This window comes from Parapusillimonas sp. JC17 (genome assembly GCF_052180245.1).
In the GTDB taxonomy this organism is placed as follows: Bacteria; Pseudomonadota; Gammaproteobacteria; order Burkholderiales; family Burkholderiaceae_B; genus Parapusillimonas.
In genome coordinates this window covers 4,657,420-4,675,308 of record NZ_CP197474.1, presented here as the reverse complement: position 1 = coordinate 4,675,308, position 17,889 = coordinate 4,657,420, and the positions used below count along the sequence as shown (strand labels likewise).

General features: G+C 61.4%; 18 protein-coding genes. All 18 read left to right on the top strand.

Annotated elements, in window-relative coordinates:
* Positions 1 to 11: 11 nt before the first annotated feature.
* The 18 genes from bcsG (at position 12) to secY (ending at position 17,886) form a co-directional block, all read left to right on the top strand.
* A complete protein-coding gene (gene bcsG / locus ACSBPU_RS22355; RefSeq protein WP_442594318.1) occupies positions 12 to 1,685 on the top strand; it encodes a cellulose biosynthesis protein BcsG in 1,674 nt (557 codons plus the stop codon).
* Positions 1,686 to 1,696: 11 nt separating this feature from the next.
* Positions 1,697 to 1,933 carry a BcsR/BcsP family cellulose biosynthesis protein gene (gene bcsR / locus ACSBPU_RS22350; RefSeq protein ID WP_442594316.1) on the top strand — a complete coding sequence of 79 codons (237 nt, stop codon included), beginning with the start codon at positions 1,697 to 1,699 and terminating at the stop codon, positions 1,931 to 1,933.
* A gap of 2 nt (positions 1,934 to 1,935) precedes the next feature.
* Complete coding sequence (bcsQ, locus tag ACSBPU_RS22345) at positions 1,936 to 2,658, top strand: cellulose biosynthesis protein BcsQ (protein WP_442598491.1); 723 nt, start codon at positions 1,936 to 1,938, stop codon at positions 2,656 to 2,658.
* On the top strand, positions 2,655 to 5,282 hold the full coding sequence (gene bcsA / locus ACSBPU_RS22340) for a UDP-forming cellulose synthase catalytic subunit (RefSeq protein ID WP_442594314.1): 2,628 nt from the start codon (positions 2,655 to 2,657) through the stop codon (positions 5,280 to 5,282). Before bcsQ ends, bcsA begins: the two co-directional genes overlap by 4 nt.
* Positions 5,283 to 5,286: 4 nt before the next feature.
* Positions 5,287 to 7,533: a cellulose biosynthesis cyclic di-GMP-binding regulatory protein BcsB gene (gene bcsB / locus ACSBPU_RS22335; RefSeq protein WP_442594312.1), complete on the top strand. Its 2,247-nt coding sequence runs from the start codon at positions 5,287 to 5,289 to the stop codon at positions 7,531 to 7,533.
* Positions 7,526 to 8,635, top strand: a complete 1,110-nt coding sequence (gene bcsZ, locus ACSBPU_RS22330) for a cellulose synthase complex periplasmic endoglucanase BcsZ (protein ID WP_442594310.1) — start codon at positions 7,526 to 7,528, stop codon at positions 8,633 to 8,635. Before bcsB ends, bcsZ begins: the two co-directional genes overlap by 8 nt.
* A complete protein-coding gene (gene bcsC, locus ACSBPU_RS22325) occupies positions 8,632 to 12,174 on the top strand; it encodes a cellulose synthase complex outer membrane protein BcsC (protein WP_442594308.1) in 3,543 nt (1,180 codons plus the stop codon). Before bcsZ ends, bcsC begins: the two co-directional genes overlap by 4 nt.
* 295 nt (positions 12,175 to 12,469) lie before the next feature.
* Positions 12,470 to 12,838 carry a 50S ribosomal protein L14 gene (rplN, locus tag ACSBPU_RS22320; protein WP_013743946.1) on the top strand — a complete coding sequence of 123 codons (369 nt, stop codon included), beginning with the start codon at positions 12,470 to 12,472 and terminating at the stop codon, positions 12,836 to 12,838.
* A gap of 11 nt (positions 12,839 to 12,849) precedes the next feature.
* On the top strand, positions 12,850 to 13,170 hold the full coding sequence (gene rplX, locus ACSBPU_RS22315; protein WP_180068505.1) for a 50S ribosomal protein L24: 321 nt from the start codon (positions 12,850 to 12,852) through the stop codon (positions 13,168 to 13,170).
* Positions 13,171 to 13,182: 12 nt separating this feature from the next.
* On the top strand, positions 13,183 to 13,722 hold the full coding sequence (gene rplE / locus ACSBPU_RS22310; protein WP_180068507.1) for a 50S ribosomal protein L5: 540 nt from the start codon (positions 13,183 to 13,185) through the stop codon (positions 13,720 to 13,722).
* Positions 13,723 to 13,733: 11 nt separating this feature from the next.
* Positions 13,734 to 14,039: a 30S ribosomal protein S14 gene (gene rpsN, locus ACSBPU_RS22305; protein WP_180068509.1), complete on the top strand. Its 306-nt coding sequence runs from the start codon at positions 13,734 to 13,736 to the stop codon at positions 14,037 to 14,039.
* An 11-nt stretch (positions 14,040 to 14,050) separates the two neighbouring features.
* Positions 14,051 to 14,446: a 30S ribosomal protein S8 gene (gene rpsH, locus ACSBPU_RS22300; RefSeq protein ID WP_180068513.1), complete on the top strand. Its 396-nt coding sequence runs from the start codon at positions 14,051 to 14,053 to the stop codon at positions 14,444 to 14,446.
* A gap of 10 nt (positions 14,447 to 14,456) precedes the next feature.
* Entirely contained in the window at positions 14,457 to 14,990 is a 534-nt protein-coding gene (gene rplF, locus ACSBPU_RS22295; RefSeq protein WP_180068515.1) for a 50S ribosomal protein L6, read from the top strand.
* A gap of 21 nt (positions 14,991 to 15,011) precedes the next feature.
* A complete protein-coding gene (gene rplR, locus ACSBPU_RS22290) occupies positions 15,012 to 15,377 on the top strand; it encodes a 50S ribosomal protein L18 (RefSeq protein WP_180068517.1) in 366 nt (121 codons plus the stop codon).
* A gap of 11 nt (positions 15,378 to 15,388) precedes the next feature.
* Positions 15,389 to 15,910: a 30S ribosomal protein S5 gene (rpsE, locus tag ACSBPU_RS22285; RefSeq protein ID WP_180068519.1), complete on the top strand. Its 522-nt coding sequence runs from the start codon at positions 15,389 to 15,391 to the stop codon at positions 15,908 to 15,910.
* Positions 15,911 to 15,913: 3 nt separating this feature from the next.
* The gene (gene rpmD, locus ACSBPU_RS22280) at positions 15,914 to 16,099 is read left to right on the top strand and encodes a 50S ribosomal protein L30 (RefSeq protein WP_180068521.1); all 186 of its coding nucleotides are present in this window, start codon (positions 15,914 to 15,916) and stop codon (positions 16,097 to 16,099) included.
* Between the two features lie 11 nt (positions 16,100 to 16,110).
* A complete protein-coding gene (gene rplO, locus ACSBPU_RS22275) occupies positions 16,111 to 16,551 on the top strand; it encodes a 50S ribosomal protein L15 (protein ID WP_180068523.1) in 441 nt (146 codons plus the stop codon).
* Between the two features lie 9 nt (positions 16,552 to 16,560).
* Positions 16,561 to 17,886: a preprotein translocase subunit SecY gene (gene secY, locus ACSBPU_RS22270; RefSeq protein WP_180068524.1), complete on the top strand. Its 1,326-nt coding sequence runs from the start codon at positions 16,561 to 16,563 to the stop codon at positions 17,884 to 17,886.
* Positions 17,887 to 17,889: the final 3 nt, after the last annotated feature.

Sequence of the window (17,889 nt, the reverse complement as noted above, 5' to 3'; positions counted from 1 at the left end):
CAGGATACTGGATGTTAAGAAGAGAGCGATACACCCCTGAAAAGACTACCAGCGCGGCGGGCCCCTGGCGGGGGCTTGGGCTATGGAATCTATACTTTGCCGCCAAGCTGTTGCTGTATTGGGCGGGATCGCTGAACTTCCACGCTTTTTACAACCTGCTCTTCGCCGCGGCGCTGCTGGTGCCCTTGGCGCCACTCTGGCTGCACCGGCTTCGGCATGCCATAGCGATTCCGTTTGGCATTGCCCTGCTCTACTACGATTCCTGGTTCCCGCCTTTCGATCGCTTGCTGGCCCAACCGGAGGTGCTCAATTTTTCTCCTGCCTATCTCCTGGAACTGCTGGGGCGGTTCGTCAACTGGGATATGGTCGGCGCGGGTTTCATCGTATTGGTTGCTTACCTGTTCCTTTCCCAGTGGCTGCGTTTGACCGTATTCAGTGTGGGCGCGCTCGTCCTCGTCGCTCTATCGGGCATGGTCTCGTTGCCGCCCTTGCCCTGGTGGCCGCAGGCGATGCCGCCGGCCGCGCAGGCGCAGCTTGCGCAGGGCCCGGAGGCGGGTCGCATCCAGCCCGTCACCCCCGCTGCCGGCGCTGCGCCGCAAGGCAAGCCGACCAACGAGCAGCTCAACCTGGCGCTGCAGACATTCTACGACCAGGAAAAAACGCGGCAGACGCAGTTTCCGGCATCGAATACGGCAGCGCCCTTTGATGTGCTGCTGATCAATGTATGTTCCTTGTCCTGGGACGATCTCAGGCAGAGCGGGCTCGAAGCGCATCCCCTGCTCGCGAACATGGATTTGATTTTTGACGATTTCAATTCCGCGACGGCCTACAGTGGTCCCGCCGTTCTCAGGCTGATGCGCGCGAGCTGTGGTCAGCCTTCGCATTCGGAAATCTATCAGCCGGCGCCCGACCAATGCTACTTGCTGGAGAACTTGCGCCGCCTGGGCTTCGAGACCAGGACGGTACTCAACCATAACGGAGAATTCCAGGGCTTTCTTGAAGAGATCACGGCCGGCGGGCGTTTTCCCAAGCCTTATATTCCTACCGAGGTCCGCCCGTCCATGACCGGTTTCGATGGCTCGCCCATCTGGGACGACCTGGAGACGCTGGGGCGCTGGTGGAAGACGCGCGAGGCGTCGGGCACCGAGCGTACCGCCTTGCTGTACAACACGATTACGCTGCATGACGGGAACCGCGAGGCGACGGCCGACGGCGGCGGCCGGTCATCGCCCTTTCTTACCCGTGCCCAGAGGCTGCTCGACGAACTCAATGCCTTCATTGGCCAGCTGGAGAAAAGCGGCCGGCCGGTCGTGCTGATGTTGGTGCCCGAGCACGGGGCGGCGCTCAAGGGCGACAGGATGCAGATCGCCGGCATGCGCGAGATCCCCACGCCCGACATCACGCACGTACCGGTGGGCGTGCGTGTCATCGGAGCAAAGGGACGCGTTGCGCAAGAGCCGTGGCGGGTGGAAGGCCAGACCAGCCACTTGGCCTTGTCGGAGCTGTTGGCGCGCATGATCGCCAAAGATGTGTTTGCTCAGGAAAAAATCGACTGGAAGGCACTCGCAGCCGACCTTCCCGAAACCAAGCCGGTTTCCGAGAACGACGGGACGGTCTTGATGCCTTATAACGACGTGCCTTATGTACGCCTGGGCAATCGCAACTGGATCGAGTATCCACGTTAGGGGGCGGAGTCATGCACAACACAAGCGATCGCGCTTCTCTCGCACTGCAGGCCGATGACGTCGTGTCGCTGAAACAGCACCTGCCTCGGGGCGGATTCGATTATGTGGACGTCGCTGCCGCGCAAGCGCACCAGGAAGCTCTCCGGCGCTGGCCCTTGTTGGCGGAAACGCACGCCTTTGGGCGCCTGGAGCATGGCGATGAAGCGGATGCCCGGACAACCCAGGACGCATACGGAGAACCGATTTGAAGGTGATCAGTTCCTGGGGCCTGCGCGGCGGGGTCGGCAATACGAGCATGCTTGCCATGCTCGGCGATGCCTTGCACGCCATGGGCGAGCCGGTGCTGCTCATCGATTTGAACCGGTCCGATATGTTGCGCCTGCATTTCAATATTCCGTTTTCGGACCGCCACGGCTGGGCCGCCGCAAGCCTCGCGCGGCTGCCCTGGCACGAGCAGGCCTATTTTCTTGAAGAGGGCTTATGGCTATTGCCATATGGCAGGGACGCCCGGCAGGGCGGCGGCTCACACAAGGACTTGCCGGAGGATCCCGACGCGTTCTGGTGCTCGGCTCTGGGCAGGCTGGCTGAGCGGTTTTCCTGGGTATTGTTCGACTTGCCCTCTGGTGGCGGCGAGTTCCCGTTGCTGCGCAAGCGGTCCGACCTGGACCTACTCGTGGCCACCGCGGATGCGGGCTGTCATGTTTTATTGGCGCAAACCCAGTTCGCACCGGAGACGCGCATGTTCGTGAGCGCCTTCGATCCCAGCCGGCCGCTCAGCCGGGACCTGCTGCTGGACTGGCGTCACCGTTATGGATCGCGGCTGCTGCCGGTGCTCATGCATCGGGACGAGGCAGTCCATGAGGCGCTGGCGAAAAAAACCAATGCGTATGCACGATTCCCGGACAGCGCGGCTGCCGGCGATGCACGCGCGCTGGCGACCTGGTGTATGGCGCGGCGAGGTGCTGACGCATGAGCGTGTCGTCTCTCTTTCTCACTTCCAGGGCACTTGGCGGGCTGAAGGGCATCCACCGTCAGGCCTGTGATGACTGGAAGATGGGAAAGTGGACGGCTTTCTCCTACACCGTGCTCGTGGTCCTGGCGCATGTTTTCCTGAAGCTGGAAGGTCCGGCCTGGCAGCGTGTGCGCACCCAGTATCGCCCTTGGTTCCTGCATCTGTCGAGTCGTCCCTATCGGCCTGCGGACCCCTTGCGCTATGCCTTTCAGGCGCTATGGGTATTGTTCATCATTCCGCCTCAAGAACAGGGCGTGCCGATCTGGTGGCGGCGTACGAAAGCGATCTGGGGGGGCATGGCAGCAAGCTTGCTGGCAGTCCGCGGCCGCATCATTGCCCGCTTGCAGCATGCTCCCGCCGGACTGCGCGAAACCTCGCTTGCGCATCGCGCCCAAAAGGCGTTGGGCGGCATGGGCAGAAGCGCGCGGCGCACGCTGTACGTGGCGCTGGCATGCCTGGCTCTCGCCCTCACCGTGCTGTTGATCACGCAGCCTTTCACTCTGTTCGCGCAATTCCTGTTCGTCGTCCTGCTATGGGGCCTGGCCATGGCCGTGCGCCGCATACCCGGGCAGTTTTCGACTTTCATGCTGATTGTGCTGTCGTTGACGGTATCTTGCCGCTATATATGGTGGCGCTACACATCGACGTTGAACATGAGCGACCCCATGGATGTATTCTTTGGCTCGTTGCTGCTGGGCGCCGAAACGTATTCGTGGATCGTCCTGGTGCTGGGTTATGTGCAGACGGCCATGCCGCTACGGCGTCCTCCCGCGGCATTGCCCGAGGACACCGACGCGTGGCCGACGGTCGACCTCATGATACCGACCTACAACGAGGACCTGAGCGTTGTGGCGCCCACCGTCTATGCGGCGCTGGGCATGGATTGGCCCAAGGATAAACTGCGCATCCATTTGCTGGATGATGGCCGGCGCGAGGCCTTTCGCGCCTTTGCCGAAAAGGTCGGCATCAACTACATCATCCGGCCGGACGGCCGGCACGCCAAGGCAGGCAATCTCAATCATGCACTGGGCAAGACCGACGGCGACCTGGTGGCAATTTTTGATTGCGATCACATCCCGACGCGCTCCTTCCTGCAAATGACGGTGGGCTGGTTCCTGAAAGACCCCAAACTGGCGCTGGTGCAGACACCTCATCACTTCTTTTCGCCGGACCCCTTCGAGCGCAACCTGGGGCATTTCGGCACCCAGCCCAACGAGAACACGCTGTTCTACGGACTGGTCCAGGATGGAAACGACCTATGGAATGCGGCGTTCTTCTGCGGGTCCTGCGCCGTATTGCGCCGCAGCGCCATCGAATCCATTGGCGGATTTGCCGTCGAAACCGTCACGGAAGACGCTCACACTGCCCTGCGCCTGCACCGTCATGGCTACAATTCGGCCTACCTTCGCATTCCCCAGGCGGCCGGCCTGGCGACCGAAAGCCTGTCGGCGCATATCGGCCAGCGCATACGCTGGGCCCGCGGAATGGTGCAGATCTTCCGAACCGACAACCCTCTGTTCGGCAAGGGCCTGAGCTTTTTCCAGCGGCTGTGCTACGTGAATGCCATGCTGCATTTTCTATCGGGCATACCCCGCATCATCTACCTGACCGCCCCGCTGGCGTTCCTGCTGGCGCACGCCTACATCATCTATGCGCCGGCGGTCGCCATATTGCTGAATGTGGTGCCTCACATGATGCATGCCAACCTGACCAATGCGCATACCCAGGGGCCATACCGCCGGACATTCTGGGGCGAGATCTATGAAACCGTCCTGGCGTGGTATATCGCCCGTCCCACCACCGTTGCGCTGTTCGCCCCGCGCAAGGGCTCTTTCAACGTGACCGCCAAGGGCGGGCTGGTGGAGCAGCAATACTTCGACTGGTCGATCTCGCATCCCTATGTATGGCTGGCGCTCGCCAATTTCGCCGGGCTGGGTTTCGGCATCTGGCGCATATTCACCGGACCCCCGCATGAAGTCCCGACCGTGCTGATCACCATGGCATGGGTGTTCTACAACCTGGTGATACTTGGCGGTGCAATTGCCGTGGCGGCGGAAGTCAAGCAGATACGCCAGAGCCATCGTGTCCCGGCTTCTTTGCCGGCGCATCTGCAATTGGCCGACGGGCATGTGTATCCCGCGATTCTGACCGACTTTTCCGAAGGAGGAGCGGGGCTCACCCTGAACAGCCATCGCCGCATGGGCCGGGGCGACCAGGTCAATCTGCTGTTGGCGCGAGGCGAGCGGCGATTCAGCTTTTCGGGGAAAGTCGGGCGCTGCATCGGAAACAGCGTTGGCATCGAGTTCGATCCCATGTCACAGGAACAGCAGATCGACTTCGTGCAGTGCACCTTCGCACGGGCCGACTCCTGGCTGGCCTGGCAGGATCGATTTACGCCGGATCGACCGCTGCATGGCTTGCGCGACATCGTGATCATGGGCTTTGGCGGCTATAAGCGCCTTGCCGAACATCTGCCTTTTCCTTTGAGTGCTGTATTGAATGGGGCCATCAAGCTGGCGACATGGACGATCTCGTTCCTGCCCCGCCGGCAACCGACCACCCCTTCTCTTAAACATCTGGTTTGAGTCTATGCATTGTTCCCTGCGTGCTTTCTTCTTATGGTTTCTTGCCTTGCTGGCCATCCTGGCACCGGCGCATGGTCTAGTGCGGGCACAGGAGCTGAAGCCTGAACAGTCTTTCACGCTGGAGCTGCCCCAACTGGCCCAGGGCTCGGAATTCAAGCTATATGGCGTACGCAATCGCCAGACGCTGGAGTTCACCTTGCGTAGCGACCAGATGGTCAGCCATGCCAGCCTGAACCTCGTATTCACGCCTTCTCCCGCGCTGCTGCCCAAGCTGTCGCATTTGCGCGTGTATCTGAACGACGAACTGATGGGCGTCGTGCCGGTCGACGAAGCGCTGGCCGGCCGGCAACAGCGGCATACCCTGGCGCTCGATCCGCAGTTCCTGGCGTCCTTCAACCGGGTCAGCCTGGAGTTCGTCGGCCACTACACCGATATCTGCGAGGACCTGGCGCACAGCTCCCTGTGGCTGGATATCAGCCGCCAGACCCATATCGTGATCAACCAGCAGGCTTTGCCGCTGGCGAACGATCTTTCTTATTTTCCCGAACCATTTTTCGACAAGAACGATATGGCTGTCCAAGAACTGCCATTCGTCTTTGCGGATACCCCGTCCATCGCGCGGCTGCAGGCGGCGTCGGTGCTCGCTTCTTATTTCGGCAGCCAGGCCAAATGGAAGCCGTTGCGGTTTCCGGTGTCCTATGGCTCCCTGCCGTCCGGCCATGCGGTCATTTTCGCCGTCAACGGCCAAAGGCCCGGCATTCTTCAGTCCTATCCCGATGTCGATGGGCCGACGGTGGAAATGATCAGCGCACCCGACAATCCCTATCAGAAGCTGCTGCTCGTGCTGGGGCGCAACGATGAGGACCTGAGTACGGCAGTCGCGGCACTGGCCCTGGGCGGACCGCTGTTTCGGGGCCAGAGCGTGCAGATCGACGAGGTGGCCACCCTGGCGGAGCGCAAGCCTTATGACGCGCCGAACTGGATGCCGACCAATCGCCCCGTGCTGTTCTCGGAACTGGAAGAGTATCCCGGTCAGCTGGAGGCCGAAGGATTGCGTCCGCGCCCTATCGCGATCCGCCTGAATCTTCCTCCCGATCTCTTCGTATGGCGCAATAACGGCATTCCCATGGATATCCGCTATCGCTATACGGCGCCCCGGACCGACGATGATTCCAGGCTCACCTTGAGCCTCAATGGGCGTTATGTGGAAAGCTATCCGTTGGTGCCCGACGCGGCGCGCAGCGGACTCGCGCGCGTTCGCCTGCCGGTGCTCAGCAACGACCCATCGGTCAATAACGAAAGCCTGATTATTCCGGCGCTCAAGATCGGGACGCACAACCAGATCCGGTTCGATTTTTCCTACGCCAGCACGCAAGGCGCGTCGCAGCCAGGCATGTGCAAGACCGTGCTGCCGGCCGACATGCGCGCGGCGATCGACGGCAACTCCGTCATCGATTTCTCGGGCTATGAGCATTATCTCGAAATGCCGAATCTGGGCGCATTCGCCAGCAGCGGCTTTCCCTTCAGCCGCATGGCGGACCTGTCCGAAACGGTCGTGGTCGTGCCGCCGGCGCCGACGCCCGGTCAGGCAGCCGCGCTGCTGGAGACGCTTGGCCACATCGGTTCGCAAGTCGGCTACCCGGCCTACAAGCTGCGGCTGATGGACGACTGGGACGCGGCGAGCCAGGTCGATGCCGATCTTCTATGGATAGGGCAGACGCCCGAAGGCTTCAGGAGCCGGCCGGATGCCAACCTGCTGCTGGAAGATACGATGGCTCGCCTGCGCATGCCCAGGAGGTCGGGCTGGGGAGGCGAGGACAATCCCCGCACGCAGTATTCGAGCCGCAGCGACATGGACGCGGTGTCTCAGGTAGGCGTCCGGGCGAACGCCCCCATTGCCGCCATCGTCGGCATGCAATCCAGCCGTTTTCCCCAGCGCAGCCTGGTCGGCCTGATGGCCGTCACCGACGAAGACTATGCATTGCTGCGCAATGCCATCGCGGATCCGGGCAAGCGCGACGCCATGCAAGGTTCGGTCGTCATCGTTCGCGAATCCGGAGTGGCCAGCGAAACCGTCGGGCCGCGCTACTTCTCGGGGAAGCTTGGCTGGTGGCAATTGATCTGGTTCCACCTTTCCGACAGGCCTGTCCTGCTTTCGGGAATCGCCGTGTTCGCCGTCGTGCTGATCGCCTTCCTGCTTTGGAAGTCGTTGCGCTGGGTGGCCCGGCGCCGGCTGTCCAAAGATGCGTAGGCGGTTTGCTCTGGCCTGCATGCTTGCCGCCCTGGCTTTGCCGGCGGCCGGATATGCCGCGTGCGAAGGCTCGGGCGGCTGGCCGCGCTGGGAACAGGTCCGCGCCCAGATGATCAGCCCCGAGGGCCGCGTGATCGACCATTCCGACGAAAGGCAGATCACCACGTCGGAAGGCCAGAGCTATGCCATGTTTTTTGCGCTGGTCGACAACGACCGCACATTGTTTCGCCAGTTGGCGCGCTGGACGGAACAGAATCTGGCGCGCGGTGACTTCACCTCGCATCTGCCGTCCTGGCTGTGGGGCAGGCGCACGTCCGGAGAATGGGGTGTGCTCGATGAGAACTCCGCCGCGGATTCCGATCTGTGGATCGCATACAGCCTGCTGGAGGCCGGACGCCTCTGGCGGGAGCGCAGCTATACCGTGCTGGGTACGCTGCTCTTGCAGAGAATGGCGCGTGAGGAAGTCGCCGATCTTCCCGGCCTGGGCATGACTTTGCTTCCCGGCGCGCAGGGCTTCGTTCACGAGCATCGCTGGAAGCTGAACCCCAGTTATCTGCCCCCGCAACTGGCGCAGCGAGCGGCAGTGCTGCTGGCCGGGTCGTGGGAGACGGTGGCATCGGGTGCGAGCCGCTTTCTGATCGACAGCGCTCCCAAGGGGCTGGCGCCGGACTGGATCAGCTGGACGAACAAAGGCTTCGAAGCCACGGCGGAAGACGAAATGACGGGCAGCTATGATGCGATCCGGGTATACCTGTGGGTGGGCATGCTGCACGACGAAGCGCCGCACGCCCAGGCGCTCAAGCGGCATTTCAAAGCCTTGCGTCCTTATATTTCCGGCCAAGGTGTGCCGCCGGAAAAGATCGACGTTCAACGGGGCGCGGCGCAAGGCAACGGGCCTGAGGGGTTCTCGGCGGCCCTGCTGCCCTTGTTCGGAGGGGACGCCGAAGCGGATGGGCTGCGCGATCGGCTGAAGGGGGCCGCCAGCCAGGACATGGGGTATTACAACCAGATGCTTGCCCTGTTTGGGGAGGGGTGGGATCAAGGCCGCTACCGATTCGACAAAGACGGCAGCTTGATCCCCCGGTGGGAGACCTGCGAATGAGAACACTGCGTTTGTCCTTGCTGGCCGCTTTGGCCGGCGGCGCCCTGCACCTACCCGTCCATGCCTTGTCCGAGGCGCAGGGCCGGGCGGCCGATCAGCTCGTCGAGCAGATACACATGGGGGAGTCGGTTTATCGGGACGACCTGATCAAGGACGCCGTCCAGAGGCTATATCGCATCGCCCCGGATCACCCGGAGGGGCTGGCGGCCGAAGTGCGCCTGGCTGTGCAAAGGGGACAGCTCGATCAGGCCGCGGCGTTGCTCGAGCGCTTGAAGGCGGCCGCTCCCGATTCCGCCGCATATCGCCAGGCCGCGGCGCTGGTGCGGCTGTCGTCCGCGCCGTCCGCCGAAGTATTGACGCGCGCGCGGCTGTACTCGGCCGCGGGACGGATCGAAGAAGCGCGCAAAGCCTATGACGAAGTATTCCAGGGCGTGTATCCGACCGCCGACCTGGCCGTGGAGTATTGGCAGTTGCGTGCGCGCGAGCCCGAAAGCCGTCCTGCCGCTGTCCGGCAATTGACCAGTCTGCTTCAAGCTTATCCGCGTCATGCCGGCCTGTTGTCGGCACTGTCCAATCACAGCTTCAACGACGGAAATCCCGAGCAGGCGCTGCAGTACCTCGAACGCCTGGCGCGGCAGCCGGCCCAGCGCGAAGCCGCCGCCAACCGCGAGTATGAATACCTATCAAGCCTCCCGGCAGGCGAAGCGAGCGTCAAGGCCCTGCAGTCGTTCACCCAGCGTTATCCGGGTCTGCCTGTCGCCGACCGTGCAGGGGAAAGGCTGGCCCGTCAATCCGCCTTGCTCGCGGACCCGGCATGGCGTGGGGGCCGGGAAGCCTTGCGGCTCGTCGAGCAGGGCGCCGGCGCTGCTGCAGTAGCGCGCTTGCGCACCGCGATCCAGGCTTACCCCGATGACGCGGAATTGCACGGCGCGCTGGGATTGGCCTATATGCGAACGGGCGACAGGACGCGCGCGCTTGAGCAGTTCGAACTGGCCAGGAACAAGGAAGACAGGGTGGACAATGCGTCCCGCTGGGTCAGCCTGATTGAGTCGACGCGATACTGGCTGTTGCTGCAGAATGCATCGGCGGCCGCGGAGCGCGCGGACTGGATGGTCGCGCAACGCCTGTATGAGCAAGCGCATCGCCAGAATCCCTCGGACCTCCATGCACTGATTGGGCTTGGCGATGCGGCATTGGCGCTTTCACGGCGCGACGCCGCCCGGGAATATTATCTTCGCGCATTCAGGACGGCGCCGACGGACGAGTCCACGGTGCGCGCGATAGGTCGATATCTTGCCGGCGAGACACCCGAGCACGCCCTTGCCATGCTGGACGGCATGCCTGCCGCGCATCAGTCCCGCCTGGCGCCGTTGCGGCGCAACGCGCAGCTCGCCATGCTGAACGAGCGCGCCGCGCACGCCATGGCACATGGCGACTGGCCGCAAGCCATGGAGGCTCTTGCGCAGGCCCAGCAACTGGATATGGACGACCCATGGCTCAGTTACCGCCTGGCCACCGCCCTCAGGAATGGTGGAAGGGAGGCGGAAGCCATGGCCGCCTACGACAAGCATTTGCGCCGCCATTCCACGGCACCGTCGAGCCGCTACGCGCATGCGCTGCTTCTGGAGTCGGCGGATCAGCTCCAGGACGCCCGTGACTCGCTGGCCCGGATTCCGCGTCAGGCCTGGTTGCCCGAGATGGCCGAGCTGGATCAGCGTCTGTCGGCCCGGCAGCGGATCCTGCATGCCGGCGCGCTGTACGAGGCGGGCAATGTCAAGGAGGCCATCGCCTTCCTCGAGGCGCAGCCGCCGACCTCGGCAATCCGCTCTCAGCTTGCCGCCTGGTACCTGGAACAAGGAAACAGCGACCAGGCCATGGCGGCTTACATGGCCATCCTGCACGAGGATCCCGACAATGCCGACGCCCGGCTGGGCCGACTGGAAACCTTGGCGGCCCAGGGAAAAACCACAGAACTGCGCAGTCTCATGGACGCCGATCTTCCCGCCCTGCAGCCGGACGATGCCAGTGGCAGGCGACGGGTGGCAGCCTTGTGGGGCCAGGTCGGCGACGCAGCCAGACAGCGCCGCGAATTGAGCGATGCGGTCGCCAGCGCCAAGGGCCCTCAGCCCTGGCTGATCAGGGATCATGCCAGGGCGACGGCGGAAGAGCAGCCCCAGGAGGCCCTCAAGCTCTACGAGAGGGCGATGCTCGAAGGCCGGATGCTGCCCGACGGTTTTGCCGACGGCGACAAGATTACCTTTACGCGGGCCATGCGGGAACAGCCCGACGACGACTGGCTGAAGCGCAGCATCCGCCGCGATGCCGAGGCGTTGTACCAGCGCGAGAACCCCACGCTTACCCTCAGCAATGACACCTGGCTGCGCACGGACGGCACACCGGGACTTTCCCGTCTGAATGCCAACACCACGATACTGCAGCTGGATCATCCCGTGGCGGGCGGCAGGGGCTTTCTTCGGGCCGATCATGTCCGCATGAATGCAGGCAGCTTTGAAACGACGGAGGCGGGTGTCATCGACGCGCGGTTCGGGACCTGTGTCTTCGAAGGACGGGATGCGCAAGGCGACTTGCAGGCACTGCCGGGATGCTCGTCGGGCTTGCGGCAGAAGGCGAGCGGGACCGGCTTCGCCGTTGGCTGGCAGGGCGACCGGCTTTCCTTCGACCTGGGCAGGACCCCCCAAGGCTTCCCCATCACGAACTGGGCAGGCGGTATCACCTACCGAGGAGATTTGGAGCAACTGGGATGGAGCCTTACCGCGTCGCGCCGCCCCATGTCGAACTCCCTGCTGTCGTTTGCCGGCGCCCGGGACCCGCGCACCGGCATTGTCTGGGGGGGCGTCATGGCCACGGGGGCCAGCCTGGGATTGAGCTGGGACCAGGGAGGCGCCGACGGCGTCTGGGCGGATCTGAGCCATCATCGCCTGACCGGCAGAAACGTGGCGGACAACCATCGTACCCGGATCATGGCCGGTTATTATCGGCGCCTGGTCAACCGGCCCGATGAAAGCCTGACGGTGGGCGTCAATGTCATGCATTGGCGCTATCAGAAGGACCTGGGGGAATATACCCTTGGCCAGGGCGGGTACTACAGCCCCCAGCGCTACAGCTCGATTTCGCTGCCCATCAGCTATGCTCGGCGCAGCAGCGACTGGTCCTTCCTCCTTGAAGGCTCGGTTTCCCGTTCCGTTGCGCGCAGCTCGGACTCCAATTACTATCCTTTGCTTGGACCTGTTGCCGGCCCGCTGCAGGAACTGGGCCGCATGGGGGTCGCGGAAAACGCCTTCCTGGCGGCCAACCAGATTTCCGGTTCCAAGAGCAACGGCTTCGGCTATTCCCTGCGCGGCATGGCCGAGCGCCGGCTGAACAACCATTGGGTGGTGGGCGCGGGTTTCGATCTGCAGCATGGCCAGGATTACACGCCCAGCCGGGTGATGTTGTATTTGCGCTATACCTTCGAGCCCTGGCAGGGGAACCTGAAGCTTGCGCCCTCAGGGCTGGCGCCGTATGCCGATTTCAAATAATGCTTGCTTTCATCTACTTGCTATTGTAGAATCCAATGCTTACTTGCCTTTATGGCGCCCTTTTGGGCCGCTTTTGAAGGGTGCCCCAAGGGACATACCCAGGGCATAAGGGGTGCCAAGGGGGTTTTAGCCTACCTGCGCCTTTTATCAAGTAAAGCAACGTTTTGTTTTCGCAAGATTTCAACCTAGGGTTCGGCCTGTAGCTTACAGGCCAGAGTCTGACGGGACCAAAACTGGCTGTGTTGCCCTTGCTATCTTGTAGGGGTGTCGCAGTTAAGTTGGAACAGGAAAAATCATGATCCAAATGCAGACCACGCTGGACGTGGCCGACAACACAGGTGCACGTTCCATTATGTGCATCAAGGTGCTGGGCGGCTCGAAGCGCCGTTATGCCGCCATCGGTGACATCATCAAAGTGAGTGTCAAGGATGCGGCCCCCCGCGGGCGCGTCAAAAAGGGCGAAATTTACAACGCAGTAGTGGTTCGTACCGCTAAGGGCGTTCGCCGCAAAGACGGTTCGCTGATTAAATTCGGCGGCAATGCCGCAGTATTGCTCAACGCCAAACTGGAACCCATCGGTACCCGTATCTTCGGACCTGTCACGCGCGAATTGCGTACGGAAAAGTTCATGAAGATCGTATCCCTGGCTCCAGAAGTGCTGTAAGGAGCGACGAAATGGAAAAAATCCGTAAAGGCGACGAGGTCATCGTACTGACCGGTCGCGACAAAAAACGCCGCGGCACCGTGCTCAAGCGCGTCGACGCCGACCACGTTCTGGTCGAAGGCATCAATGTCGTCAAGAAGCACACCAAGGGCAATCCCATGGCCGGCACGCAAGGCGGCATCATCGACAAGACCATGCCCATCCACATTTCCAATGTGGCGCTCTTCAATCCCGCCACCGGCAAGGCCGATCGCGTCGGGGTCAAAGAAGTCGACGGCAGCAAGGTCCGTGTATTCCGTTCCAGCGGCGCAGTCGTTGGCGCCAAGGCTTAAGGGGCGAAGAACATGGCTCGTTTACAAGAGTTTTACCGCAGCAAGGTCATGGCCGACCTGCAAGCCAAATTTGGCTACAAAAGCATCATGGAAGTGCCCCGCATCACCAAGATCACCCTGAACATGGGTGTGTCCGAGGCGGTCGCCGACAAGAAGGTCATCGAGCACGCCGTGTCCGACCTGACCAAGATCGCAGGCCAGAAGCCGGTAGTCACCAAGACCCGCAAGGCTATCGCGGGCTTCAAGATCCGTGAAGACTACCCCATCGGTTGCATGGTCACCCTGCGTGGCCGCCGCATGTACGAATTCCTGGACCGTCTGGTCGCCGTGGCCCTGCCTCGCGTCCGCGACTTCCGTGGTATTTCCGGTCGTGCGTTCGATGGACGTGGCAACTACAACATCGGGGTTAAAGAGCAGATCATTTTCCCTGAAATCGAATACGACAAAATCGACGCCGTACGTGGTATGAACATCAGCATCACCACCACGGCCAAGACCGACGACGAAGCCAAGGCACTGCTTAGCGCCTTCAGCTTCCCGTTCCGCAATTAAGGGGCGATGACGTGGCTAAACTTTCCCTCATCAATCGCGATATCAAACGCGCCAAGCTGGCTGAAAAATTCGCGGCCAAGCGCGCGGCACTGAAGGCGATCATCGACGATCAGTCCAAGACTGACGAAGAGCGCTATCAGGCCCGCCTGCAGTTGCAACAACTGCCGCGCAACGCCAACCCGACCCGTCAGCGCAACCGTTGCGTTGTCACCGGCCGTCCTCGCGGCGTTTTCAGCAAGTTCGGTTTGACTCGTCACAAGCTGCGTGAAATGGCGCTGCGTGGCGAAGTCCCGGGCATGACCAAAGCCAGCTGGTAGGAGAAATACACATGAGCATGAGCGATCCCATCGCCGACATGTTGACCCGCGTGCGCAATGCGCAACAAGTCAGCAAGACGTCGGTAAGCATGCCCTCCTCGAAGCTGAAAGCAGCAATCGCTGCCGTGCTGAAAGACGAAGGCTATATCGACAGTTTCCAAGTCACCGGCGACAAGGCCAAGCCTGTCCTGGAGATCACCCTTAAATACTACGCTGGCCGTCCGGTCATCGAGCGTATCGACCGCGTTTCGCGTCCTGGGCTGCGCATCTACAAGGGCAGCAAGACCATTCCTCAAGTCATGAATGGTCTGGGCGTGGCCATCGTGTCGACACCGCGCGGTGTCATGACCGATCGCAAAGCTCGCGCCACCGGCGTGGGCGGCGAAGTACTGTGCTACGTGGCATAAGGAGAATCACATGTCACGTATTGCTAAGTACCCAGTCGCCGTGCCTTCGGGCGTGGAAGCCACGATCAGTGCCGGCCAGATCTCCGTCAAGGGCCCCCTGGGCACCCTGACCCAAGAGCTGACCGGTGACGTCGTCATCCGCCAGGAAGACGGCCAACTGACTTTTACCGTTGCCAATGAATCCCGTCAGGCCAAGGCCATGTCGGGCACGCTGCGCGCACTGGTCGCCAATATGGTTACCGGTGTCAGCAAAGGCTTCGAGCGCCGTTTGAACCTCGTAGGCGTGGGTTTCCGCGCTCAGGTCCAAGGCGACGCGCTGAAGCTGCAACTTGGTTATTCCCACGACATCATTCACGACATGCCGGCCGGTATCAAGGTCGAGTGCCCCACCCAGACGGAAATCGTCATCAAGGGTGCGAACAAGCAGGTCGTTGGTCAGGTGGCCGCCGAAATCCGCGCGTACCGCGAACCCGAACCCTACAAGGGCAAGGGTGTGCGTTACTCGGACGAGCGCGTCATCATCAAAGAAACCAAGAAGAAATAAACGCGCAGGCAAGGACGAATTATGGACAAGAAAATCTCTCGTTTGCGTCGTGCTGTTGCGACTCGTCGGAAAATTTCCGAACTGCGTGTACATCGCCTGTCGATCTACCGCTCGAATCTGCACATTTACGCAAACATCATTTCGCCGGAAGGCGACCGCGTGCTCGTCAGCGCTTCGACGCTCGAACCCGAAGTACGCAAAGAGCTCGCCGCTCAACAGGGCAACGGTGGCAACACTGCCGCTGCAGGCCTGGTCGGCAAGCGCGTAGCCGAAAAAGCAAAGGCTGCCGGTATCGAGCTGGTTGCATTTGATCGTTCGGGCTTTCGTTATCATGGCCGCGTGAAAGCGTTGGCCGACGCCGCGCGTGAAGCCGGCTTGAAATTCTAAGGAATTATCAAATGGCTAAAGCACAAGGCAGGCAAGCCGCCGAAAAAGAAAACGACGACGGCCTGCGTGAAAAAATGATCGCGGTCAATCGCGTCAGCAAAGTGGTCAAGGGTGGTCGCACCATGAGCTTTGCCGCGCTGACCGTGGTTGGCGATGGCGATGGCCGCATTGGCATGGGCAAAGGAAAAGCCCGTGAAGTGCCCGTCGCTGTTCAGAAAGCAATGGAACAGGCGCGTCGCGGCCTGGTCAAGGTCGCCCTGAAGAACGGCACCCTGCACCACACCGTCGTCGGCAAGCATGGCGCATCCACCGTTCTCATTTCGCCGGCGGCGGAAGGTACCGGCGTGATCGCCGGCGGCCCCATGCGCGCTATTTTCGAAGTGATGGGCGTTCGTAACGTGGTCGCAAAGAGCCTCGGCTCCAGCAACCCGTACAACCTGGTACGCGCAACCTTGAACGGCTTGCGTGCCTGCTCGACTCCTGCTGATGTTGCCGCAAAGCGTGGCAAGACAGTAGAAGAAATTCTGGGGTAAGTCATGGCACAGAAGCAAATCAAAGTTACTCTCGTGCGCTCTGTTATCGGCACCAAGCAATCTCACCGCGACACCGTTCGTGGTCTGGGCCTGCGCCGCATCAACAGCAGTCGCGTGTTGATCGATACGCCCGAGGTGCGTGGGATGATCCGTAAAGTGGATTACCTCGTTACCGTCTCGGAAGCCTGAAAGGAATCGAGATGTCAGAAACTCAACTCAATACGCTGAAACCGGCAGAAGGCGCCAAGCACGCCAAGCGTCGCGTGGGTCGCGGTATCGGCTCCGGCCTGGGTAAAACCGCCGGTCGCGGCCACAAAGGCCAGAAATCGCGTACGGGCGGCTTCCACAAGGTCGGCTTCGAGGGCGGTCAAATGCCTTTGCAGCGCCGTCTTCCCAAGCGTGGCTTCACACCGCTGGGCAAGCATTTGTCCGCCGAAGTGCGTCTGTCCGAACTGGAGCGCCTGCCCGTCGAGGAAATCGACGTCCAAGTGCTCAAGCAGGCAGGCGTCATTGGCCAGGCAGTGCGTTACGCCAAGGTCATCAAGTCCGGTGAACTGTCCCGCAAGGTCGTCCTGAAAGGGATCGCCGCCACGGCCGGCGCCCGCGCTGCAATTGAAGCTGCCGGCGGTTCGCTGGCTTAAGGGGTGACGGTGGCTAAAGCTCAGGCACAGAGTAAATCGGGTTCCCGATACGGCGATCTCAAGCGCCGCATCGTGTTCCTGATACTCGCCCTGGTGGTCTATCGCCTAGGAACGCACATACCCGTGCCGGGGATCAATCCCGATGCGCTGGCCGACATGTTCCAGCAAAACCAGGGCGGCATCCTGGGTTTGTTCAACATGTTCTCGGGCGGCGCACTGGAACGCTTCTCGGTGTTCGCGCTCGGCATCATGCCCTACATCTCCGCGTCCATCATCATGCAATTGATGTCGGTCGTGGTGCCTACCCTCGAGGCCATCAAGAAGGAAGGCGAATCGGGGCGACGCAAGATCACGCAGTACACGCGTTACGGTACGGTGTTTCTTGCGCTGGTCCAGGCCGTGGGTATTTCGGTTGCGCTCGAATCGCAGCCGGGGCTGGTGATCGATCCGGGCATGTTGTTCCGCTTTACCACGGTCGTCACGCTGGTGACCGGCACCATGTTCATCATGTGGCTGGGTGAGCAAATTACCGAACGCGGCATGGGCAACGGTATTTCCATATTGATCTTCGCAGGTATCGTGGCGGGTCTTCCCAGCGCGCTTGCCGGCATGCTCGATCTGGTCCGCACCGACTCCATGTCCGTGTTGTCGGCGCTGTTCATCTTCGTGCTGGTCATTGCGGTGACCTATTTCGTGGTGTTCGTGGAACGTGGCCAACGCCGTATTACGGTCAACTATGCCAAGCGTCAGGTCGGAAACAAGATCTATGGTGGGCAAAGCTCGCACTTGCCCCTGAAGCTGAACATGTCCGGGGTCATCCCGCCCATCTTCGCTTCGTCCATCATCCTGTTGCCGGCCACCGTGACCAGCTGGTTCTCCAGTAATCCGAACATGCGCTGGCTCGGCGATCTGGCGGCTGCCCTGTCGCCCGGCCAGCCTCTGTACATCACGTTGTATGCAGCATTAATCATCTTCTTTTGTTTCTTCTACACGGCCCTGGTGTTCAACAGCCGTGAGACCGCAGACAACCTGAAGAAAAGCGGTGCGTTCGTTCCGGGTATCCGCCCCGGTGAGCAGACCTCGCGTTATATCGACAAGATTCTCATGCGATTGACGCTGGCCGGAGCCATCTACATCACTCTGGTTTGCTTGCTGCCGGAACTGATGCAGGCTCGCTGGAACGTACCGTTTTACTTTGGTGGCACCTCTTTATTAATTATTGTGGTGGTGGCAATGGACTTCATGGCACAGGCTCAGGCCTACATGATGTCCCACCAGTACGACTCGTTGCTCAAGAAGGCCAACTTCAAGGGCGCGGGCTTGCCAATGCGGTAAGAA